This is a genomic window from Pseudomonas sp. NY8896, from assembly GCF_039634505.1.
Map to the genome: position 1 here is coordinate 6,561,019 of NZ_CP132350.1, position 22,513 is coordinate 6,583,531.

At 63.0% G+C, this 22,513-nt stretch carries 22 protein-coding genes; 13 read left to right on the forward strand and 9 right to left on the reverse strand.

The window, feature by feature from the left end:
* Positions 1 to 4: 4 nt before the first annotated feature.
* The 4 genes from Q9451_RS29655 to pilM are packed head-to-tail and all read right to left on the reverse strand — an operon-like array spanning position 5 to position 3,618.
* Positions 5 to 1,267: a type IV pilus secretin PilQ family protein gene (locus Q9451_RS29655; RefSeq protein WP_012274632.1), complete on the reverse strand. Its 1,263-nt coding sequence runs from the start codon at positions 1,265 to 1,267 to the stop codon at positions 5 to 7.
* Positions 1,197 to 2,207 carry a pilus assembly protein PilP gene (locus tag Q9451_RS29660; RefSeq protein ID WP_012274633.1) on the reverse strand — a complete coding sequence of 337 codons (1,011 nt, stop codon included), beginning with the start codon at positions 2,205 to 2,207 and terminating at the stop codon, positions 1,197 to 1,199. Before Q9451_RS29660 ends, Q9451_RS29655 begins: the two co-directional genes overlap by 71 nt.
* Positions 2,204 to 2,740 (reverse strand): PilN domain-containing protein, encoded by a 537-nt coding sequence (locus Q9451_RS29665; RefSeq protein WP_012274634.1) that lies wholly within the window; start codon positions 2,738 to 2,740, stop codon positions 2,204 to 2,206. Before Q9451_RS29665 ends, Q9451_RS29660 begins: the two co-directional genes overlap by 4 nt.
* Positions 2,737 to 3,618, reverse strand: coding sequence for a pilus assembly protein PilM (pilM, locus tag Q9451_RS29670; RefSeq protein ID WP_012274635.1), 882 nt, complete (start codon positions 3,616 to 3,618; stop codon positions 2,737 to 2,739). The genes Q9451_RS29665 and pilM overlap by 4 nt, the downstream gene beginning before the upstream one ends.
* 178 nt (positions 3,619 to 3,796) lie before the next feature.
* Here pilM and Q9451_RS29675 point away from each other — a divergent pair, with 178 nt between their 5' ends.
* Positions 3,797 to 6,250, forward strand: coding sequence for a penicillin-binding protein 1A (locus Q9451_RS29675; protein WP_012274636.1), 2,454 nt, complete (start codon positions 3,797 to 3,799; stop codon positions 6,248 to 6,250).
* A gap of 183 nt (positions 6,251 to 6,433) precedes the next feature.
* Here the strand turns inward: Q9451_RS29675 and Q9451_RS29680 are convergent, their stop codons facing one another.
* The 3 genes from Q9451_RS29680 to rpmE all read right to left on the reverse strand — a co-directional run bounded on the left by Q9451_RS29680 (position 6,434) and on the right by rpmE (position 8,919).
* Complete coding sequence (locus Q9451_RS29680) at positions 6,434 to 7,702, reverse strand: malic enzyme-like NAD(P)-binding protein (protein WP_041166616.1); 1,269 nt, start codon at positions 7,700 to 7,702, stop codon at positions 6,434 to 6,436.
* Between the two features lie 177 nt (positions 7,703 to 7,879).
* Entirely contained in the window at positions 7,880 to 8,701 is an 822-nt protein-coding gene (locus Q9451_RS29685) for a thermonuclease family protein (RefSeq protein WP_012274638.1), read from the reverse strand.
* A 2-nt stretch (positions 8,702 to 8,703) separates the two neighbouring features.
* A complete protein-coding gene (rpmE, locus tag Q9451_RS29690; RefSeq protein ID WP_012274639.1) occupies positions 8,704 to 8,919 on the reverse strand; it encodes a 50S ribosomal protein L31 in 216 nt (71 codons plus the stop codon).
* A 167-nt stretch (positions 8,920 to 9,086) separates the two neighbouring features.
* Between rpmE and Q9451_RS29695 the strand changes: the two genes are divergently transcribed.
* The 3 genes from Q9451_RS29695 to Q9451_RS29705 all read left to right on the forward strand — a co-directional run bounded on the left by Q9451_RS29695 (position 9,087) and on the right by Q9451_RS29705 (position 13,863).
* Positions 9,087 to 11,306 carry a primosomal protein N' gene (locus Q9451_RS29695; protein WP_012274640.1) on the forward strand — a complete coding sequence of 740 codons (2,220 nt, stop codon included), beginning with the start codon at positions 9,087 to 9,089 and terminating at the stop codon, positions 11,304 to 11,306.
* A 120-nt stretch (positions 11,307 to 11,426) separates the two neighbouring features.
* A complete protein-coding gene (gene argS / locus Q9451_RS29700; protein ID WP_012274641.1) occupies positions 11,427 to 13,163 on the forward strand; it encodes an arginine--tRNA ligase in 1,737 nt (578 codons plus the stop codon).
* Between the two features lies 1 nt (position 13,164).
* Entirely contained in the window at positions 13,165 to 13,863 is a 699-nt protein-coding gene (locus Q9451_RS29705) for an SPOR domain-containing protein (protein WP_012274642.1), read from the forward strand.
* 37 nt (positions 13,864 to 13,900) lie between these two features.
* Here the strand turns inward: Q9451_RS29705 and Q9451_RS29710 are convergent, their stop codons facing one another.
* Positions 13,901 to 14,320: a TM2 domain-containing protein gene (locus Q9451_RS29710; protein WP_012274643.1), complete on the reverse strand. Its 420-nt coding sequence runs from the start codon at positions 14,318 to 14,320 to the stop codon at positions 13,901 to 13,903.
* A gap of 166 nt (positions 14,321 to 14,486) precedes the next feature.
* Here Q9451_RS29710 and Q9451_RS29715 point away from each other — a divergent pair, with 166 nt between their 5' ends.
* Entirely contained in the window at positions 14,487 to 15,113 is a 627-nt protein-coding gene (locus Q9451_RS29715) for a C40 family peptidase (RefSeq protein ID WP_012274644.1), read from the forward strand.
* Between the two features lie 111 nt (positions 15,114 to 15,224).
* On the opposite strand, the gene Q9451_RS29720 is transcribed toward Q9451_RS29715, so the two are convergent.
* Complete coding sequence (locus Q9451_RS29720; RefSeq protein WP_012274645.1) at positions 15,225 to 16,223, reverse strand: PilT/PilU family type 4a pilus ATPase; 999 nt, start codon at positions 16,221 to 16,223, stop codon at positions 15,225 to 15,227.
* A 65-nt stretch (positions 16,224 to 16,288) separates the two neighbouring features.
* Between Q9451_RS29720 and Q9451_RS29725 the strand changes: the two genes are divergently transcribed.
* From Q9451_RS29725 to hemW, 8 genes are all read left to right on the forward strand, one after another.
* A complete protein-coding gene (locus tag Q9451_RS29725; RefSeq protein WP_012274646.1) occupies positions 16,289 to 16,975 on the forward strand; it encodes a YggS family pyridoxal phosphate-dependent enzyme in 687 nt (228 codons plus the stop codon).
* A gap of 38 nt (positions 16,976 to 17,013) precedes the next feature.
* A complete protein-coding gene (proC, locus tag Q9451_RS29730) occupies positions 17,014 to 17,832 on the forward strand; it encodes a pyrroline-5-carboxylate reductase (protein WP_012274647.1) in 819 nt (272 codons plus the stop codon).
* A 10-nt stretch (positions 17,833 to 17,842) separates the two neighbouring features.
* Positions 17,843 to 18,433 (forward strand): YggT family protein, encoded by a 591-nt coding sequence (locus Q9451_RS29735; RefSeq protein WP_012274648.1) that lies wholly within the window; start codon positions 17,843 to 17,845, stop codon positions 18,431 to 18,433.
* Between the two features lie 88 nt (positions 18,434 to 18,521).
* Complete coding sequence (locus Q9451_RS29740; RefSeq protein ID WP_012274649.1) at positions 18,522 to 19,661, forward strand: homoserine O-acetyltransferase; 1,140 nt, start codon at positions 18,522 to 18,524, stop codon at positions 19,659 to 19,661.
* Between the two features lie 7 nt (positions 19,662 to 19,668).
* Positions 19,669 to 20,289: a methionine biosynthesis protein MetW gene (gene metW / locus Q9451_RS29745; RefSeq protein ID WP_012274650.1), complete on the forward strand. Its 621-nt coding sequence runs from the start codon at positions 19,669 to 19,671 to the stop codon at positions 20,287 to 20,289.
* 22 nt (positions 20,290 to 20,311) lie between these two features.
* A complete protein-coding gene (locus Q9451_RS29750) occupies positions 20,312 to 20,746 on the forward strand; it encodes a DUF4426 domain-containing protein (protein WP_012274651.1) in 435 nt (144 codons plus the stop codon).
* Positions 20,743 to 21,339, forward strand: coding sequence for an RdgB/HAM1 family non-canonical purine NTP pyrophosphatase (gene rdgB / locus Q9451_RS29755; protein WP_012274652.1), 597 nt, complete (start codon positions 20,743 to 20,745; stop codon positions 21,337 to 21,339). The genes Q9451_RS29750 and rdgB overlap by 4 nt, the downstream gene beginning before the upstream one ends.
* The gene (gene hemW / locus Q9451_RS29760) at positions 21,336 to 22,511 is read left to right on the forward strand and encodes a radical SAM family heme chaperone HemW (protein WP_012274653.1); all 1,176 of its coding nucleotides are present in this window, start codon (positions 21,336 to 21,338) and stop codon (positions 22,509 to 22,511) included. The genes rdgB and hemW overlap by 4 nt, the downstream gene beginning before the upstream one ends.
* Positions 22,512 to 22,513: the final 2 nt, after the last annotated feature.

A 22,513-nucleotide genomic window follows, 5' to 3' on the forward strand; every position in this document is an offset into this window, starting at 1 on the left:
AGAATCAACGACTCACAGCAATCGCCTGGTCACTCATGATACGCGGAGTCAGGAAGACCAGCAGCTCGGATTTTTTCTCTTGTAATGCATCGCGTCGAAACAGCCGCCCAACATACGGCAGATCGCCGAAAAATGGCACCTTGTCGACCACATTGTTTTGCGAAGTCGAGTAAACGCCACCAATCACGATCGTTTCGCCATCAGCCACACGAACCTTGGCATTTACCTCGTTCTTGCGGATCGGCGGTACGTTGTTCAAGGCATTGACGTAATCCGGCTCGTCCTTGGTCACCCTGACGGTCATGATCACCTTATTGTCCGGGGTGATCTGCGGGGTAACTTCCAACGACAGCGACGCTTCGCGAAAAGATACCGAGGTCGCACCGCTTTGGCTGGTTTCCTGGTAAGGCACCTCGGTTCCCTTGAGGATCCTCGCCGTTTCCTTGTCGGCCGTGACCACCTTGGGCTGCGAAATGATCTCGCCGTTACCACTCTTTTCCATGGCGCTGAGCTCAAGGTCCAGCAACACGTCCCCGCGCAATAACCCAAGGCCGATACTGCCGCCGGCACGCTCGACGCCGAGATCGACGAACAATTCTTTGCCTGGCCGCAGTTGCGCGCCGTATAGCGGCCCGCCCCAGCGCACCCCCAGGCTCTTCTCGTAATCGACGTTGGCCTCGACGATACGCGCCTCGATCGCTACCTGGCGCACCGGCACATCCAACTGCGTCACCAGTTGCCGCAATTCGGCCAGGCGGTCGGCAGGCATGTGCACCACCAGGGTATTGGTGCGCTCATCGACACTCAGGCTACCCGTGAGAATACCGTCACCCACCAGGCTCGACTGTAGCAACTCCGCCAAATCGGCAGCCTTGGCGTGGTGGATAGGCAGCAGTTCCCGACGCAAAGGTTGCAACTGCGCTTCCAGCACTTGCCCCGCACGGGTCCCGGCTGACTGTGCGGCAAAGTCGGCGGCAGGCGCCACCAACAGCACATTACCCTCCTGGCGCCGAGCCAGGCCCTTGCTGCGCAACACCAGGTCCAGTGCCTGATCCCACGGCACGTCCTGCAAGCGCATCGTGACGTTGCCTTGCACCGCATCGCTGGCTACCAGGTTTACCCCGGCATAGTCCGCCAGTACCTGCAGTACCGCGCGCACCTCTACATCCTGAAAGTTCAACGACAGCGGCTCACCCTCATAAGACGTCGCCGACGCCAGCGGAACCGACAGCAGGGTTGCCAGCAGATATTTCATCCACGTTTTCATTCTGGTCCGAGGCCTCCTTGCCCAGGCGCTTGGCAAGGGTGATGAACGCCGTGCGTTCGTGCCACTCCCCCGCCATGAACAGCCGCTCCCGCACTTCGACCTGACGTTGGTCGATGTACGCCACCACCCCCTGATCACGCCCTACCCGGTCACCTGGGCGCACGCGGTAAAGCCTGCCAGCCGCCATCAGCAATGCTTCGCGTGCCGCCCCGCGCGCCAGGCTACCGACCATCTCCAGCTGCGCCAGCGGCACACCGGCCAGCCCCGTTGCGGTCAACCGCGCCGCCACAGGGGCAAACGGGTCTACGGCAGGCGCAGCCATTGCAGCCCTTGCCGGTAGCCGCGCCAGCATCGCAGGTGCCTTCATGGGTGCGGGCGCGTCATAGGCATAAACCCGCAACCGCAGGCGCAACAGCCCAGGCTGGCGATCAACGGCAGCCAGGCTCATGTCATCGCTGTGCAGCACTCGCACCTGCCCCAACCAGTCGTCCAACCACAACCGCAAGGCTGAGTAACGCCCCACCACTTGCAACTCCAGCGGCACTTTGCGCAAACCAGCCTGTTGCTCGCCCTTATCGACATCGAGGCGCTCGACCAGCAAACCCTGCGCATGCCCGGTCACCGCCAGGCGCTCAAGCAGGTCACTCATGCCCTCCCCGCCAGCCAGTTGCCAGCGCGCCTCCTGCAACCGCTGCTCGGCGGCCACCACAGCAGCCCGCAACTGCTCAAGCTCGGCCAACCGCAATGCACTGGCTGCCTGCCTCTGATTCAATTCGGCGTACCTGACATCCTCGCGTGACTGCTGCTGAATCAGTGCCGGCAGGCGCATCGCGCAGCCCAGGCTGAACAACACAGCGGCTACCAGCGCTGGCGCCAGTCGTCGGCAGCGATCGGAGCGCTCGACCACAGCCAACCAAGCGAGAAGCTGTGCAGTACTCACGACCAAAACGCCGAAACGCGCGCGGTCAGCAGGAATTCATCGCCGCCCGGCAGGCTCTTGATGCGCTTGAGTTCCAAATCGAGCAAAACGCTCGAGCGGTTCAAGTCACGCATGAACTGCGCAACCACAGCACCGGATGCAGCCAAGCCGGTCATCTGCAGGCGGCCGCTTTCAAGGCTGAGCTCAAGGAGTTGCACACCTTCAGGCAAAGCCCCCTCAAGGTCAGCGAACAGACCGGCCAACATCCCCTGGTGGGCACGCAAGCCTTCCAGCGCCGAGGCCCGGGCGAGCAATGCTGCATGCTGCGTGCGTACATCGGCCAGCGGCCGCAACTGCTCGTCCAGCTCCTCAAGGGCAGCCTGGAACTGGGTATTGGCCAGCGCCTGCTGCTGCCCGCGCTGGCGGGCCAATTGATCGACCAGCATCACGGCGCACAAGGCCAGTAAAGCGCCAGCAACCAGCTGGCCGCGAAAACGCCGCAGCGCAGCCTGACGCTGCCGTTCACGCCATGGCAGAAGGTTTAACCGCATCATGGGCGCAACCCTCCCACGGCCAAGGCACAGGCCAGGAGCATCGACCCATCGACATGCTCAAGCCCCGTCAGGCCGGGCAGGCACCTGCACGGCAGGTTCAGCCGATTGCCAAGCCCTTGCAACCAGCCTGAGTCAATCGCTGAGCTGCTGCTAATCCACAAGCCCGCAGGCAGGTTTTTGTCGGTCAGCAGCGCCTGCAAATGCTCTGGCAACAGCCCGCTAGTCTCCAAACCGGAGACTGGCAGCTCACGGCGCTGGTATACCCTGCCCGGCAGCCAGTCATAGAGGGTCAGGCTGCGAGCGTCGACACGCAACAACGCCGCCCCCTCCGAGCCGCCCCGTGGCAACATGCGGCACAAAGCAATGTTGTCGACCTCGACGGCTTCCAACTGCAAGCCCGCCGCCTCGACCACTGATTCAAGTGACGCCAGCGCGCTCTGCCGACAGGCAGCAACCATCACCTCACTGCAGCCTGGCTGAACACTGGAAGCCCCCAAGACCTGAAAATCCAGGGCCAGGTCTTCCAGTGGAAACGGAAACAGCCGCTCAGCATCGGCCAGCAACCGCGCCTCCAACTGCGCTTCGTTCTGTTGCGCAGGCAGGTGGCACAGTTTGCAGATGACCTGGCTGGCCGGTAATGCCAGCGCCACCCGGCGCTGCTTGAGCCCGCTACGCTGGTAGGCGCGCTGTAACGCAGCCACCACTGCATCAGGCTCCGCCACCCAATCATCACCCAGCGGTGCCATAAGCGGTTCTTGTGCCGACCCCACCACCCGCCAGCGTCGATTGCGCTGCTGCAGTTGCAGCATGCGAACGGCATCCGGGGCAATTTCCACCCCCACGAGTGAACCGGCATCCTTGCCGAAGCGTCCAAGCATCGCGACTTCCCTGCTGTCTGTGGCAACCCCGCGGCAACACTGGGCCGAGGCTATCCATCGAGGCGACGGGTAGCCTGGCCGGTAACCCGGAGAGGCGAAAAAATGCTTATAATGCCCAGCGTTTTTTGGTCCGCCGGACCCGCGTGCAATCCACTCCCAACCTGGACACCGAAAAGCCTTGATACGTCTGCTGAAGTTCTTCTGGTGGTCATCCGTCGCAGTCATCTGCGCGCTCGTACTCGGTGTGAGCGGTGCGTTTCTGTATCTTAGCCCCAGCCTGCCCTCGGTCGAGTCACTCAGAAGCATCCAGTTGCAGATCCCACTCAGGGTGTACAGCAGCGACGGCAAGCTGATTGCCGAATTCGGCGAAATGCGCCGCTCGCCGATCCGCTTCGCGGAAATTCCCCCACAATTCATTCAGGCGCTGCTGTCAGCTGAGGACGACAACTTCCTCAACCACTATGGTGTAGACCCCAGCAGCCTGATGCGTGCCGCGACCCAGCTGGTGAAAACCGGGCACATCCAGACCGGCGGCAGCACCATCACCATGCAGGTGGCGAAGAACTTCTTCCTCACCAGCGAGCGCAGCTTCTCGCGCAAGACCAACGAAATCCTGCTGGCCCTGCAGATCGAGCGTGAGCTGACCAAGGACGAAATCCTTGAGCTGTACGTGAACAAGATCTACCTGGGCAACCGCGCCTACGGTATCGACGCCGCTGCGCAGGTGTACTACGGCAAGTCGATCCGTGACGTGAGCCTGGCGCAGATGGCGATGATCGCCGGCCTGCCCAAAGCACCGTCGCGCTTCAACCCACTGGCCAACCCGGCACGTGCCAAGGAACGCCGCGACTGGATCCTCGGCCGCATGTACAAGCTGGGCAAGATCGACGAGGCCAGCTACCAGGCCGCCTTGGCCGAGCCGCTCAACGCCAGCTACCACGTACCGACGCCTGAAGTGAATGCCCCGTACATCGCTGAAATGGCCCGCGCGGAAATGGTCGGCCGTTACGGCAGCGATGCCTATACCGAGGGCTTCCGCGTCACGACCACCGTGCCCAGCGACATGCAGGAAATGGCCAACAAGGCCGTCCTCAACGGGCTTTCCGATTACGACGAACGCCACGGTTACCGCGGCCCTGAAGCACGCTTCCCGGGCCGTACCCAGGCAGCTTGGCTGCAGGAACTGGGCAAGCAACGCACCCTCGGCGGCCTGGAGCCAGCCATTGTCACTCAAGTTGAAAAAACCGGCCTCAAAGTGCTGACCCGTGACGGCCAGGAAGCGCAGGTTGCTTGGGACACCATGAAATGGGCGCGCCCGTTCATCAACAGCAACGCCCAGGGGCGCACACCGCAGTCGCCTTCCGACGTGGCGCAGGTCGGTGACCTGGTGCGCTTGCAACGTCTGGAAGATGGCAAGTTCAAGTTCAGCCAGGTGCCCGGTGCGCAGAGTGCACTGGTTACCCTCGACCCCTACAACGGCGCCATCCGCGCCCTGGTCGGCGGCTTCTCGTTCGAGCAGAGCAACTACAACCGCGCCATGCAGGCCAAGCGCCAACCTGGCTCTAGTTTCAAGCCATTCATCTACAGCGCCGCGCTGGACAGCGGTTACACCGCCGCCACCCTGGTCAACGATGCGCCGATCGTGTTCGTTGACGAGTCGGTGGATAAAGTGTGGCGGCCGAAGAACGACACCAACACCTTCCTCGGCCCGATCCGCATGCGTGAGGCGCTGTACAAATCGCGCAACCTGGTGTCGATCCGCCTGCTGCAGGCCATGGGCGTGGACCGCACCATCGACTACATCGCCAAGTTCGGCTTCAACAAGCAGGACCTGCCGCGCAACCTGTCGCTGGCACTGGGTACCGCCACCCTGACCCCGATGGAAATCGCCACCGGGTGGAGCACCTTTGCCAACGGTGGCTACAAGATCACCCCTTACCTGATCGACCGCATCGAAAGCCGCAGCGGCGAGACGCTGTTTACTTCCAACCCAGCCCGCGTACCGCAAGGTGCCGAGGACCAGGCTGGCCTGGCCGCACCCGAGCAGCCAATCAGCACCGCCGCCATGCCAGGCGAAGCACCGCCTGCCTTCAGTCAGGTGGCAACTGCACCACAAGCGCCGGCGATAGCCGAACAGATCGTCGACGGGCGTACCACCTACATCCTCACCAGCATGCTGCAGGACGTGATCAAGCGCGGTACCGGTCGCCGGGCACTGGCCTTGGGCCGTACCGACCTGGCGGGCAAGACCGGTACCACCAACGAATCCAAGGACGCCTGGTTCTCGGGCTACAACGCCGACTACGTGACGACCGTGTGGGTCGGTTTCGACCAGCCAGAAACGCTCGGTCGCCGCGAGTACGGCGGTACGGCGGCGCTGCCGATCTGGATGAGTTTCATGGGCGCGGCGCTCAAGGACAAACCGGCGCATGCGCCAGCAGAACCGGAAGGCATCCTCAGCCTGCGGGTGGACCCGGTCAGCGGGCGCGCCGCCTCGCCGAGCACACCGAATGCCTACTTCGAGCTGTTCAAGGCCGAAGACTCGCCGCCATCGGTGGACGAGCTGGGCAATGGCGCGGCACCGGGCAGCCCGCTGCCAGCCGATGAAGCAGCGCCGATGGATCTGTTCTGAAGCAGGGTGTCTGACTCAGGATTTGCGTGGGCGCGCCAATCGAGCGCCGCCCGCGCGGCGCTCGATCTCATAGGCGCCAACAGTCTCATCACAAGCACCTTGCCACCCTGAAACATTTCCACGGCACAACAAAAAGCCCCGGCTCATCCGAGCCGGGGCTTTTTTATGTTGCTACAGCGGCAATCAGCCGTTGAACACTTCATCCACGCTGGTCAGCGGGTAGTGCTTCGGATACGGCAGGGTAGCCACACCGGATTCGATGGCGGCCTTGGCCACGGCGTCGGAAACGACGGTGATCAGGCGTGCGTCCAGCGGCTTCGGAATGATGTACTCACGACCGAACTCCAGGCCTTCGACACCGTAGGCTTCGCACACTTCCTTAGGCACTGGCAGCTTGGCCAGGTCTTTCAGGGCGATAGCAGCGGCGATCTTCATTTCTTCGTTGATGCGCTTGGCGCGAACGTCCAGGGCACCACGGAAGATGAACGGGAAGCCCAGTACGTTGTTGACCTGGTTCGGGTAGTCGGAACGACCGGTAGCCATGATCACGTCGCTGCGAGTGGCGTGCGCCAGCTCTGGCGAGATTTCCGGATCCGGGTTCGAGCAGGCGAACACGATTGGGTTGGCAGCCATCGACTTCAGGCCTTCCGGGCTCAGCAGGTTCGGGCCGGACAGACCTACGAACACGTCGGCACCGTCAAGGGCATCGGCCAGAGTGCGCTTGTCAGTAGCGTGGGCGAACTGCGCCTTGTACTGGTTCAGGTCGTCACGGCCAGCGTGGATCACGCCGCTACGGTCGATCATGTAGATGTTCTCGACCTTGGCACCCATGCTCACCAGCAGCTTCATGCAGGAGATGGCGGCAGCGCCGGCGCCGAGGCAGACGATCTTGGCGTCTTCCAGCTTCTTGCCGGCGATTTCCAGGGCGTTGATCATGCCGGCGGCGGTAACGATGGCGGTACCGTGCTGGTCATCGTGGAACACCGGGATGTCGCACTGCTCGATCAAGGTGCGCTCGATTTCGAAGCACTCAGGGGCCTTGATGTCTTCAAGGTTGATGCCACCGAAGGTGATCGAAATGCGGCGGACGGTGTCGATGAACGCTTGCGGGCTTTCCGACTCGACCTCGATGTCGAATACATCGATACCAGCGAAACGCTTGAACAGAACACCCTTGCCTTCCATGACCGGCTTGGAAGCCAGTGGGCCGAGGTCACCCAGACCGAGGATGGCGGTGCCATCGGAAATCACCGCAACCAGGTTGCCTTTGCCGGTGTATTTGTAAGCCAGCTCTGGATCACGGCCAATTTCGCGTACCGGCTCTGCAACACCTGGGCTGTAGGCCAGGGCGAGGTCACGGGCGGTGGCAGTGGGCTTGGAGAGTTCGACGCTCAGTTTCCCCGGACGAGGTTGAGCGTGATATTCGAGAGCGGCGGTTTTCAGGTCTGACATGGTGGGCATTCCGCTATTTACTGTTCTGACGGACCGCCGAGGATACGCAAAGAGCCGGGGAGTCACAAGACTGGTCGGTCACTTGTGTCAAGGCCTTTAGCCTACGACTTTACGCTATAACCCACGGGGCATACGGCTCACAGTGTGTACAATCCAATAGCGAAATGTCTACATCTTTTAGCCTGAAATTCGCTCCAACATGCTCGGATCGGTCAATGGCAACACCCAACGTCGCTGCCCAGGCTTGAGGCCGCCCCTGCGGGAACGATCCAGCACCCAACCACGCGCTTCGACCTGGCGTCCTTTGAGGTTATCGAAGAAGCTGGCAGGGAAGTTGCGCTGCAGACGAGCGGGAACCTGTAGCACCACAGCATCGTCCAGGGTCAGCCAGACCCCGCCGCGGTTGCGCTCGATGCCCTTGATGCGGCCACCGACCAAAGCAAAACCCGACTGCCTGACAGCGCTTGCGGGCACCACGGGCGAACGGCGCCACAGGTTGCTACCCGCCTTGCGCGCGGCTTGCTCCGCGAGCTGCTGGCAGCCGTTGAGGCGCACATTGGGGGCAACCGCCACGCGATAACCCAAGCCCTCGCTAAGCAACTGTGCTTCCAGATTGTTGCCATTACGGCCATAGACGTGCGCCAGTGTGCGGCCGTATTTGTCCTTGGATTCAACGCCAGGCACCAGCCCGACACGCCCGTCACTTTCCTGAACCAACGCCTGCAGGCGCCGCTTGGCTGCCTCGGCATAGGGCTCGCTGCTGCGCCCTTTGCGGCCGATTTCCGGAGCATTGATACCGATCAGCCGCACACTGCGGCCATCGGCCAGGCGCAAGGTATCGCCATCGACCACCTGTCGCACCGCTACCAACTGGGGCTTGCCTGGCAGCGGGCAGAACGCATGGGCCGAAGAATGCCAGATAGCGGCCACAAAAAAGGCGCCCACAAGGGGCGCCTTCTTCAGCAACAACGCGAAGCCCGAAGGATTCGCCATGCGCATGATTACTTCTTGGTACCGAACATACCGAAGCGGTCGGCGAACTTCTGTACGCGACCACCGGTGTCCAGGACTTTCTGCTTACCGGTGTAGAACGGGTGGCACAGGTTGCAAACGTCGATCGACAGGACATTGCCCAGGGTCGAACGGGTTTCGAACTTGTTGCCGCAGCTGCAGGTGACTGCAACTACTTCGTAGTTCGGGTGGATACCTTCTTTCATGGTCACTTCCTCGAGCTGCGTGCCGCCACCCAACACCAATTGTTGAATACCGCACGTAATTAGGCGGCGAATAATACCAGAGCACACCGTCAGCGCAAGATGTCGCTTGCACCGACCGTCGTCTGCTAGGCTCGCCAGTTCTTGTAACGCCCTCCGAGACTTTTTGCGTGTCCGACGTCATCCTGCGCCTTGCCCTGCCCTCCCCGCTGCGTCGCCTGTTCGACTACAAGGCGCCGGCGAGCATGGCACGCCAGACCTTGACCCCGGGCATGCGCATTCGCGTGCCCTTCGGTCGCCGCGAAATGATCGGCGTGTTGGTGGAGGTGTGCACGCAGAGTGAAGTACCCGCCGACAAACTCAAGCCGGCCAGCGCCTTGCTCGACCCGGTGTCCCCCATCCCGGCGTCGCTGTTCAAGTTCTGCTTATGGACAGCCCAGTACTACCAGCACAGCCTGGGCGACACCCTGAGCTGGGCCTTGCCCACGCTGCTGCGCCAGGGCGAACCCGCTGAAATGCGCCAGGAACGCTTCTGGCACATTGCCCCCGGCGCCCGCCTGGAAGACCCGCGCATCGCCCGCGCGCCGCGCCAGCGCGACGCCCTCAAGACCCTGGCCCAGCACCCGCACGGCGTGGCCCACAGCCTGCTGACCAAGCTCAACCTGAACAAGGACAGCCTCGACTTGCTGCTGGCCAAGGAGCTGGTTCAGATCGAGGTGCGCCGGCACCTGCCGGCGCTACGCCATGAGCACTGGCTGGCACAGCCAGAACTCCCGCTCAACGAAGAGCAACGCATTGCCTTCGACGCCGTGCGAGAAGGCTTTGACGGCTTCGGCGCGTTCCTGCTGGCCGGCGTCACCGGCAGCGGCAAGACCGAGGTCTACCTGCAACTGATCCGCGAGACGCTGGAGGCCGGCAAGCAGGCACTGGTGCTGATCCCGGAGATCAACCTCGGCCCACAGACCCTGGCGCGCTTCGAACAACGCTTCAATGCCCGCATCGCCCTGCTGCATTCGGCGGTCAACGACCGCGAGCGCCTGGACGCCTGGCTGGCCGCTCGCGACGGCGAGGCCGACATCATCATCGGCACCCGCTCGGCACTGTTCACGCCGATGAAAAACCCCGGTCTGATCATCATCGACGAGGAGCACGACGGCTCTTATAAACAGCAGGAAGGGCTGCGCTACCACGCCAGAGACCTGGCAATGGTACGCGCCCACCAGGAGAACATCCCGATCCTGCTCGGTTCTGCCACACCGTCGCTGGAAACCTTGCATAACGCCCTTACCGGCCGCTACCGCCTGCTGCGCATGAACCAGCGCGCTGGCGGAGCCCGCCCGCCGCGCATGCTGCGCCTGGATGTAAAGAGCTTGCCGCTGGACAGTGGCATCAGCGGCCCGTTGCAACAAGCCATCCGCCAGACCCTGGAGGCCGGCCAACAAGTGCTGGTGTTCCTCAACCGCCGCGGCTTCGCCCCGACCCTGCTGTGCCACGATTGTGGCTGGCTGTCCGAGTGCCCGCGCTGTGATGCGCGCATGACCGTGCATCAGCGCTCTGGCGTGCTGCGCTGCCACCACTGCGGCTATGACGAACGCCTGCCGCACCAGTGCCCGCAGTGCAATCACGTCGACCTGCGCCCGGTCGGCGCGGGTACCGAGCGTGCCGAAGAACGCCTGAAGGTGCTGTTCCCGGACTACCCGATCCTGCGCGTGGACCGCGACAGCACGGCGCGCAAGGACGCCATGCACAACCTGTTCAATACCATTCAGCGCGGCCAGCCGAGCATCCTTGTCGGCACGCAGATGCTCGCCAAGGGCCACCACTTCCCCCGGGTGACCCTGGTGGCCATCCTCGATGCCGATGGCGGGCTGTTCTCGGGTGATTTTCGCGCCAGCGAGCGCATGGCGCAGCTGATCGTACAGGTAGCCGGACGGGCCGGGCGGGCCGAAGAGCCCGGCAAGGTCATCATCCAGACCCACCTGGCCGACCACCCGCTGCTGGTGCAGTTGACCGAGCAGGGCTACTTTGCCTTTGCCGAACAGGCCCTGGATGAACGCCGCGCCGCCGGGCTGCCACCTTACTCCCACCTGGCCCTGCTGCGTGCCGAAGCGCACAAGCCGGGGCAGGCCGAAGGTTTCCTCGACGAAGCCTGCGCCGCCGCCGAGCGCCTGGTGGCCGAACAGCGCCTGCCAGGCATAGAGCTGCTGGGCCCGGTGCCGGCGCCCATGGAACGCCGCGCCGGGCGCTACCGCGCGCAACTGTTGATACAGGCCAATACCCGGGCGCCTTTGCATCGACTGATCAGCGCCTGGTTGCTAGTGTTGGAGCAAATGCCGAGCGGGCGCCAGGTGCGTTGGTCGCTGGACGTCGACCCGGTCGACCTGTACTGACCTCTGGCGCTGCTTTGCAGCCCCAAAGGTTGGCAACCCGCTTCCAGCAACGGATAATGCCCAGTTTTTCCACCTGCGCATCCAGGCGCTCACCGCGCTTGCGGTCGAAAAGAGATCCCCATGAAAGACACCATTCGCCAGCTGATCCAGCAAGCCCTCACCCAACTCGTCAACGACGGTGTGCTGCCTGAAGGGCTGTCGCCGGCGATCCAGGTGGAAAACGCCCGGGACAAGACCCACGGCGACTTCGCCAGCAACATCGCCATGATGCTGGCCAAGCCGGCTGGCATGAAGCCGCGCGACCTGGCCGAGAAACTGATCAATGCCCTGCCGGCCAGCGCCGACATCAGCAAGGTTGAGATCGCCGGCCCCGGCTTCCTGAACTTCTTCCAGAACACCGACGCTTTGGCCAACCGCCTGGATGCCGCCCTGGCCGACGCCCGCCTGGGCGTGCGCAAAGCTGGCCCGAGCGAAAAGGTCGTCATCGACATGTCGGCGCCGAACCTGGCCAAAGAAATGCACGTCGGCCACCTGCGCTCGACCATCATCGGTGACAGCGTCGCGCGCGTGCTGGAATTCCTGGGTGACAACGTCATTCGCCAGAACCACGTCGGCGACTGGGGCACCCAGTTCGGCATGCTGATGGCCTACCTGCAGGAAAACCCGATCACCAGTGACGAGCTGTCAGACCTGGAAAACTTCTACCGGGCGGCGAAGAAACGCTTCGACGAATCGGAAGAGTTCGCCACTCGCGCCCGTGGCCTGGTGGTCAAGCTGCAGGCCGGCGACCCCGAGTGCCTGGCCCTGTGGACACGCTTCAAGGACATCTCGCTGTCGCACTGCCAGAAGACCTACGAGCTGCTCAACGTCAAGCTGACCATGGCCGACGTGATGGGCGAAAGCGCGTACAACGACGACCTGGCCAACGTGGTGGCCGACCTCAAGGCCAAGGGCCTGCTGGTCGAAAGCCAAGGCGCCCAGTGCGTGTTCCTCGAAGAATTCAAGAACAGCGAAGGCGAGCCACTGCCGGTGATCGTGCAAAAAGCCGACGGCGGCTACCTGTACGCCACCACCGACCTGGCCGCCGTGCGCTACCGCAGCAACGTACTCAACGCTGACCGTGCCCTGTACTTCGTCGACCAGCGCCAGGCCCTGCACTTCAACCAGGTGTTCGAAGTGGCACGCCGCGCAGGCTTTGTCGGCCACCCGATGCAAATGGAGCACATGGGTTTCGGCACCATGAACGGCGCTGACGGCCGCCCGTTCAAGACCCGTGACGGCGGCACCGTAAAGCTGATCGACTTGCTCACCGAGGCCAAGGAGCGCGCCTACGCGCTGGTCAAGGAAAAGAACCCGAGCCTGACCGAAGCCGAACTGCGCCACATCGGCGAAGTGGTGGGCATTGGCGCGGTGAAATACGCCGACCTGTCCAAGCACCGCACCAGCGACTACAGCTTCAACTTCGAGCTGATGCTCAACTTCGAAGGCAACACCGCGCCTTACCTGCTGTATGCCTACACCCGCGTAGCCGGCGTGTTCCGCAAGCTGGGCAAGGGCTTTGACGAAGTTGAAGGCAACATCGTATTGCAGGCGGCCCACGAGCAGGACCTGGCCGCACGCTTGGCGCAGTTTGGCGAAATCCTCAACAACGTCGCCGACAAAGGCACGCCGCACGTGCTGTGCAGCTACCTGTACGACTTGGCCGGCTTGTTCTCCAGCTTCTACGAGAACTGCCCGATCCTCGCCGCCGAAACCCTGGAACAGCAGCAGAGCCGCCTGCGCCTGGCCGCCCTGACCGGCCGTACCCTCAAACAAGGTCTGGAACTGCTCGGCCTGGAAACCCTGGAGCGCATGTAAGTTGGCTGCCAAGAAAAAACCTGCCCCAAAGCGCGGCGCCAGCCGTCAGACGGCGCCGGCCAAACAGCCGATCCCCGGCTGGGTATGGCTGGCAGTCGGCCTGACCGTAGGCGCGTTCATCGTGTTCTTGATGAAGCTCGAACCCGGTGGCGACGACATCAAGCGCGCCAAACCCGAGCAGCAGAAGCCGGAGAAGGTGGCCGAGGCCAGCAAGCCCGCGCAGGCCACCCCGCAGCAGCCGGTGAAGCCGAAGTATGACTTCTACACCCTGCTGCCGGAGTCCGAGGTAATCGTGCCGCCAGAGGCCGTGCCAGAGAAGACGCCTCCGGTCCCGGCACAGCCGGTAACCCCGGTGACCCCGGCCGAAGCGGCGAAGATAGACACCGCTCGTGCACAGGCAGCCTTGCTCGGCCAGACCCCGCCACCGCCACCACCGGTGATCAAGCCGGCAGCGACCACCCAGTACTTCCTGCAGGCGGGCTCGTTCCGCAAGCAGGCCGATGCCGACAAGGTGCGCGCACAGATCATTCTGCTGGGCCAGGCGGTGAAGGTGGAGTCAGGTACGGTCAAGGACGAAACCTGGTACCGCGTGCTGGTCGGGCCGTTCAGCAACCGTGAGCAGTTGACCGGCGCACAGAAGCAGCTGGCCGGGGCTGGGTTCAGCAACCTGTTGCTGCAACAGCGCCAGACCCGCCAGTAAGCCTTGGTTGGGGGCTGCGTTGCAGCCCCCGCCTACCTCATCCCCGCCCCGCATTCCGCTCGGAAACCTGGCTGTTCAGCGTCCAGAAGTCATACAGCACCCCCACCAGGAACAACCCGCCGGTAAAGAAGTAGATGATCGCGGTGATCCATTTACCCTGATACAGGCGATGCAGGCCGAACACCCCCAGGAAGGTCAGCAGAACCCAGGCGATGTTGTAGTCGATACGCCCCGACTGGAACCTCAGGTCAGCCTCACGGTCCATGGACGGGATCAGAAACAGGTCGATCAGCCAACCGATTCCCAGCAGGCCGAAGGTGAAGAACCAAAGGGTCCCCGTAATCGGCTTGCCGTAGTAGAAACGATGGGACCCGGTGAAGCCGAAAATCCACAGCAGGTAGCCAATGGTTTTGCTGTGGGTGTCGTGAAAGGGCGCCCCCTGTTGATAACTGTTCATTCATAGCCCCTTTGGGTTATCCGAAAATTTTCTAAAAAAAAATGTGACTTTCTCGTCGCAGGCCGACGTACGGCACCTGGGCAATCGACCAACGGATCAAAGATTGATCAAAAAGCTGTTATAAAGTTGCGCGCCCAACACATAACTATTCATAAGAGCTTCATCTATGCCGCCTTTGATCAAGACATGGCTGACCCTCTGCCTATTATTGCCCCTGGCCGCCCACGCCACCAATCGTGAGCAACGTCTTCCCAATGGTTTCACCGGCTACACCACCAACGCCTCGGTGAAACACGCACCGGTCAAGCAAACCACACTGCGCGCTCGCCCAAGCAATGCCGCCAGCAGCCGCGGCGTGCAGGTTGCCGCCATGTCGCCGAAGCAAAGCAGCGATGTGCTCAGCCGTGCGGTGAATGTGCTCGGTACCCCCTATGTTTGGGGCGGCAGCAGCCCGAAAAAAGGCTTCGACTGCAGCGGGCTGGTCAAGTACGCCTTCAACGACGTCGCCGATGTCGACCTGCCGCGCACCTCCAATGCCATGGCCCAGGGCCACGGCGTGAAGGTGGCCAAGGGTGACCTGAAGCCTGGCGACCTGATTTTCTTCAACATCAAGAGCCGCCGGGTGAACCATGTTGCCATTTACCTGGGCAACGACCGCTTCATCCACGCCCCACGGCGCGGCAAGCGGGTGAGCATCGACACCCTGAGCAAGCCGTACTGGCAGAAGCATTACGTCGTGGCCAAGCGAGTACTGCCGAAGGAACAGCAGCAGCTGAGCCTGGCCAAGCGTTAAGCAGGCCAGCCTCTTCGCGGGCCAGCCCGCTCCCACAGCGATGACACAGCCCTCAAAATCTGTGCTGACCCTGTGGGAGTGGGCTTGCCCGCGAAAGGGCCGGTGTAAACACTACAGGTCGTTGATCAGCCCCTTCTCTTTCAACCCCCGCATCGCCCCCTCCATCGTCCGCATCCCCTCCACCCCTCCCGCCTGCATCACCGAACACAACTGCGCCATCCGCCCCTCCCGAACCAGATTGCGCACCGCCGGCGTCGCCACCAGCACTTCCCGAGCCGCCACCCGTCCACCACCCACACGCCTGACCAGCACCTGCGCGACCACCAGGCGCAGCGACTCGGCCAACATCGCCCGCACCAACGGCTTTTCCTCGGCAGCGAATACCTCCACCAACCTGTCGATACTGCTGGCCGCCGAACGTGCATGCACGGTTGCCAGCACCAGATGCCCGGTTTCGGCCGCGCGCAGGGCCAGGCGAATGGTTTCCAGGTCACGCAACTCACCGATCATGATCACATCCGGGTCCTGGCGCAGCGCACTGCGTAGCCCCTGAGCAAAGCTGTGGCTATGACACCCCACCTCGCGCTGATTGACCAGGCTGCGCTGGCTGCCGTGGATAACTTCGACAGGGTCCTCCAGGGTAATGATGTGCAGCGCCCGCTCGCGATTCAGTTGATCAACCAGCGTCGCCAGGGTGCTGGACTTGCCACTGCCGGTCGGCCCGCCCACCAGGATCAAGCCATCACGGCATTGGGCAACAGCTTGAAACACATCTGCCAGATCAAGCTCATCCAGCGTGGCAATTCGCCCCTGAATCAACCGAAAAGTGACAGCTGGGCCATTCAATTGGCGAAACAGGTTCAGCCGAAAACGCCCAAGGGCAGGTAACTCCAGCGCCAGATCCAGTTCATCGCCATGGGCCCACTGTCGTCGCTGGTGGTCATCCAGCACGGCAGCCATGCCATCGATCAAGGCATCCGCCCCCAAGGTCGGCAAATCCATCCCCTGCAACTCGCCATCCAAACGCAGCATCGGTATCTGGCCCGCCGCCAGGTGCAGGTCCGAAGCCCCCGCATCCACGGCCCGGGCCAACAGGTCAGTCACGTCCATGAGACTCCCCAAAGGCCTTCAAGTAGGTAGAATGCCGCAGACCCTTCAGTTGCCGGCATCCGTCCATGTCCACCCTAGCAGACAACCTTTCCGCGATTTCCGCCCGTATCGCCAGCGCCGCCCAGGCAGCCGGGCGCGATCCGGCCAGCGTTCAGTTGCTGGCCGTGAGCAAGACCAAGCCGGCCAGCGCCATCCGCGAGATCCACACCGCAGGCGTGCGCGATTTCGGGGAGAACTACCTACAGGAAGCGCTGACAAAGCAGCAGGAGCTCAGCGACTTGCCCTTGATCTGGCACTTCATCGGCCCCATTCAGTCGAACAAGACCAAGGCCATCGCCGAGCATTTCGACTGGGTACATTCCGTGGACCGCCTGAAAATTGCCCAACGCCTGTCCGAGCAGCGCCCTGCCGGTCTGGCGCCGCTAAACCTCTGCCTGCAAGTGAACGTGAGTGGCGAAGACAGCAAGTCTGGCTGCGCCCCCGCAGACCTGCCGGCCTTGGCCAAGGCCGTGGCCGGGCTGCCCAACCTGCGCTTGCGCGGGCTGATGGCAATCCCCGAGCCCACCGACGACCGCGCCGCCCAGGAGGCTGCCTTCGCCCATTTGCGCCAGTTGCAGGAAAACCTGGGGCTTGATCTGGACACCCTGTCCATGGGCATGAGCCACGATCTGGAAGCCGCGATCGCACAGGGTGCGACCTGGGTGCGTATCGGGACCGCCCTGTTCGGTGCCCGCGACTACGGCAACACCTGATTCCATGCTTCACTCACTCTTTTCCACAAGGACCTGACATGAGCAAGACACGTATTGCCTTTATCGGCGCCGGCAACATGGCCGCCAGCCTGATCGGCGGTCTGCGTGCCCAGGGGCTGGACGCCTCGCAGATCCGCGCCAGCGACCCGGGCGCCGAGACCCGCGGCCGCATCCAGGCCGAGCACGGCATCGAAACCTTCGAGGACAACGCCCAGGCCATCGAGGGCGCCGACGTCATCGTGCTGGCGGTCAAACCACAAGTCATGAAGGCCGTGTGCCAGGCCCTGCAACCCAACCTGCGGGATGGCCAACTGATCGTTTCCATCGCTGCCGGCATCACCTGCGCCAGCCTGCAAAGCTGGGTGGGCGATCGCCCGGTGGTACGCTGCATGCCCAATACCCCCGCACTGCTGCGCCAGGGCGTGAGCGGCCTGTACGCCACCGCCGAAGTGTCCGGCGAACAGCGCCAGCAGGCCGAACAACTGCTGTCGGCCGTGGGCACCGCCTTGTGGTTGCAGCAAGAACAGCAACTGGACGCCGTTACCGCCGTATCCGGCAGCGGCCCGGCCTACTTTTTCCTGCTGATCGAGGCCATGACCGCAGCCGGCGAAAAACTTGGCCTGCCACGCGAAACCGCTTCCCAGCTAACCTTGCAGACCGCCCTGGGCGCCGCGCGCATGGCGGTTGCCAGCGATGTCGATGCCGCCGAACTGCGCCGCCGCGTCACCTCGCCCGCCGGCACCACGGAAGCGGCGATCAAATCGTTCCAGGCCAGCGGCTTCGAAGCCATCGTCGAGCAGGCGCTGCAAGCTGCAGCCACGCGCTCCGCCGAACTGGCCGAACAACTGGGCAAATAAGGAGCTTTAGATGAATGCACTGTCCGGCGCCGCGATCTTCGTGGTGCAAACCTTGGTCAGCCTGTACCTGGTGATCGTCCTGCTGCGCTTCGTGCTGCAACTGGTCAAGGCCAATTTCTACAACCCGCTGTGCCAGTTCGCGGTGCGTGCCACCCAGCCGCTGCTCAAGCCGATCCGCCGGGTCATTCCCAGTGTCGGTGGGCTGGACACCTCGTCTCTGCTGTTGGCAATCGTGATCCAGGCGCTGCTGATGGGCTTTGTGCTGATGGTCACCTATGGCACCTTCGGCGACATCCTGCACCTGCTGATGTGGGCGATCATCGGCATCACTTCGCTGTTCCTGAAGATCTTCTGGGTGGCCATGATCGTCATGGTGATCGTGTCCTGGGTAGCCCCCAACAGCCACAATCCGGCGGCCGAGTTGGCCTACCAGATCAGCGAGCCGGTACTGGCACCGTTCCGCCGCCTGGTGCCCAACCTGGGCGGCATGGACATCTCGCCGATCTTCGCCTTCCTGGCGATCCAGGTGATCCAGTCGTTCGTAATGCCCCCGCTGGCCGCCTACGCTGGCATGCCACAAGAACTGTGGCGCATGATCTGACCCTGCTTACCCCTAGCGGCAAGCCTTTGCTTGCCGCTGGGGGTAGCGCTCTTTAGACTTACGCCTCCGTCAAGCGTGAGCAGGGTCGATGTCCACTGTCTTTCCCGTAGATTCCGTCGGTCTGGTAGTACCGCAAACCGCCCGGTTCGATGAACCGCTGGCCCTGGCCTGTGGCCGCTCCCTGGCCAGTTACGAACTGGTCTACGAGACCTATGGCACCCTGAACGCCAGCGCGAGCAACGCCGTGCTGATCTGCCATGCCCTTTCCGGCCACCACCATGCCGCTGGCTACCATGCCGCCACCGACCGCAAGCCGGGCTGGTGGGATAGCTGCATCGGCCCCGGCAAGCCAATCGATACCAACCGCTTCTTCGTGGTCAGCCTGAACAACCTCGGCGGCTGTAACGGCAGCACCGGCCCCAGCAGTGTCAACCCGGCCACCGGCAAGCCCTATGGCGCCGATTTCCCGGTACTGACCGTGGAGGACTGGGTGCATAGCCAGGTGCGCCTGGGCGAACGTCTGGGCATCCAGCAATGGGCCGCCGTGGTCGGCGGCAGCCTGGGCGGCATGCAGGCGCTGCAATGGACCATCAGCTACCCCGAGCGCGTGCGCCATTGCGTCGACATTGCCTCGGCGCCCAAACTGTCGGCACAGAACATCGCCTTCAACGAGGTGGCCCGTCAGGCCATTCTCACCGACCCCGAGTTCCACGGCGGTTCGTTCCAGGACCAGGGCGTAATCCCCAAGCGCGGCCTGATGCTGGCACGCATGGTCGGCCACATTACCTACCTGTCCGACGACTCGATGGGTGAAAAATTCGGCCGTGAGCTGAAAAGCGACAAGCTCAACTACGACTTCCACAGCGTCGAGTTCCAGGTCGAAAGCTACCTGCGCTATCAGGGCGAGGAGTTTTCCGGCCGTTTCGACGCCAATACCTACCTGCTGATGACCAAGGCGCTGGACTATTTCGACCCAGCCGCCGCCCAGGGTGGTGACCTGGCTGCCACCCTGGCCCATGTCACGGCGGACTACTGCATCATGTCGTTCACCACCGACTGGCGCTTCTCGCCGGCCCGTTCACGCGAGATCGTCGACGCCCTGATGGCCGCGCGTAAAAACGTCTGCTACCTGGAGATCGACTCGCCTTATGGGCACGATGCCTTCCTGATCCCCACACCTCGCTACATGCAGGGTTTCTCGAACTACATGAACCGCATTGCCATCTGAGGACAGCATGAGAGCCGATCTGGAAATCATCCACGACTGGATCCCCGCCGGCAGCCGGGTACTCGACCTGGGCTGCGGCAGTGGCGAACTGCTGGCCTCGCTGCGTGACCGCAAGCAGGTCACCGGCTATGGCCTGGAGATCGACGCCGACAACATCGCCGCCTGCGTGGCCAAGGGCGTCAACGTCATCGAGCAGGACCTGGACAAAGGCCTGGGCAACTTCGCCAGCAACAGCTTCGACGTGGTGATCATGACCCAGGCCCTGCAGGCCGTGGAGTACCCTGACCGCATCCTCGACGAGATGCTGCGCGTGGGCCGCCAGTGCATCATCACCTTCCCCAACTTCGGCCACTGGCGCTGCCGCTGGTACCTGGCGACCAAAGGCCGCATGCCGGTCTCGGACTTCATGCCGTACACCTGGTACAACACACCGAACATCCACTTCTGCACCTTCGCCGACTTCGAAGAACTGGTGCACGAACGACGGGCCAAGGTGCTCGACCGCCTGGCGGTCGACCACCTGCACCGCAACGGGTGGGGTGGCCGGCTATGGCCTAATCTACTAGGTGAGATCGGCATCTACCGCGTCAGCAGCCCGAGCCTGCAAGAGCACCAGCTCGCGGTCTGACGCCCACCGGAGGAATCGCCCCATGCGTCGCCTAGCCCTGTTCCTGATCAGCCTGTGCCTGGCCCTGCCGGTACTGGCTGCCGATGCCGCCCGCCCCGAGCGCAAGGAAGTGTTTGGCGACGTGACGGTGCACTACAGCGCATTCACGTCGAGCATGCTTACACCCGAAGTGGCCGCAGCGACTGGTCTTGTACGCAGCAAGAACCAGGGCGTGCTCAACATTGCCGTGCTCAAGGCCAACAAGTCCACCCCGGCGTTGGTCAGCGGCACGGTCAAAGACCTGACGGGGCGCAGCAGCCCGCTGTCGTTCAAGCAAATTACCGAACAAGGCGCGGTGTACTACATCGCCCAATTCAAGATCGACCAACCAGAGACCGTCACCTTCGACCTGAACATCGAAACCGGCGGGATCAGCAACTCCCTCAGCTTCAACCAGGACGTGTTCCCAGGCGAATGATGAATTTCCAGCAACTCGTATTGGCCAGCCACAACGCCGGCAAACTCAAGGAACTCCAGGCCATGCTCGGCCAGTCCGTGCAACTGCGCTCGATTGGCGAGTTCAGCCAGGTCGAGCCAGAAGAGACCGGCCTGTCGTTCGTCGAAAACGCCATCCTCAAAGCGCGCAATGCCGCCCGTATTTCCGGCCTGCCAGCCCTGGCCGACGACTCTGGCCTGGCAGTGGACTTCCTCGGCGGCGCGCCGGGCATCTACTCGGCACGCTACGCCGATGGCAAGGGTGACGCGGCGAACAACGCCAAGCTGCTCGAAGCGTTGAAAGACGTGCCTGAAGCCGAGCGCGGCGCGCAGTTCGTCTGCGTACTGGCGTTGGTACGCCACGCCGACGACCCGTTGCCAATCCTCTGCGAAGGACTGTGGCACGGCAGCATCCTTTTTGAAGCCAGCGGCGAGCACGGCTTTGGCTACGACCCATTGTTCTGGGTACCGGAGCGAAGCTGCTCCAGCGCCGACCTGGCTCCGGCAGACAAGAACCAGCTCAGCCACCGCGCCCGTGCCATGGCCCTGCTGCGCCAACGTCTGGGCCTGGCATGATCGCAACGCTGTCCACTCCCGGCGCGGTGCGCTTCACCAGCCTGCCGCCGCTGGCGCTGTACATCCACATCCCGTGGTGCGTACGCAAATGCCCTTACTGCGACTTCAACTCCCACGCTGCCGGGCCTGAACTGCCGGAAGACGCCTACGTCACAGCACTGCTGGACGACCTCGACCAGGAACTGGCCGCCGTGCAAGGCCGCCCGATCAGCTCGATCTTTTTCGGTGGCGGTACGCCCAGCCTGTTCAGCGCCAACGCCCTTGGCCGTTTGCTGCGCGGCGTGGAACAGCGCATCCCGTTTGCGCCAGACATCGAAATTACCCTGGAAGCCAACCCAGGCACCTTCGAGCAGGACAAGTTCAAGGCCTACCGGCAAACCGGCATCAACCGCCTGTCCATCGGTGTGCAGAGCTTCCAACCGGCCAAGCTGGAGGCGCTGGGGCGCATTCACAACGGCGATGAAGCGGTGCGTGCCGCCGGCATGGCACGCGCCGCCGGCTTCGACAACTTCAACATGGACCTGATGCACGGCCTGCCCGACCAGTCGCTGGATGATGCGCTGGGCGACCTGCGCCAGGCCATTGACCTGGGGCCGACGCACCTGTCGTGGTACCAGCTGACCGTGGAACCAAACACGGTATTCTGGAACCAACCGCCAGAGCTGCCCGAAGACGACATCCTCTGGGACATCCAGGAAGCCGGCCAGGCGCTGATGACCGAGCACGGTTACCGCCAGTACGAGGTATCGGCGTATGCGCAGGCAGGCCGCGCCGCCCGGCACAACCTCAACTACTGGCGCTTCGGCGACTTCATCGGCATCGGTGCAGGTGCCCACGGCAAGCTCACCTTCGCCGACGGGCGCATCCTGCGCACCTGGAAGACCCGCCTGCCCAAGGACTACCTGAACCTGGCCAAGCCGTTCAAGGCCGGCGAGAAGCTATTGCCGGTGGACGAGCTGCCGTTCGAGTTCCTGATGAACGCCCTGCGGCTTACCGATGGCGTGGAAGCCGAACTGTTTACCCAACGCACGGGCTTGCCATTGGAACAACTGCGCGAGGCACGCCGCGCCGCCGAACAAAAGGGCCTTTTGCAGGTCGAACCGGATCGACTGGTGGCCACGCCAAGGGGCCAGTTGTTCCTCAATGACCTGCTGCAGTATTTCTTGACCTAAGG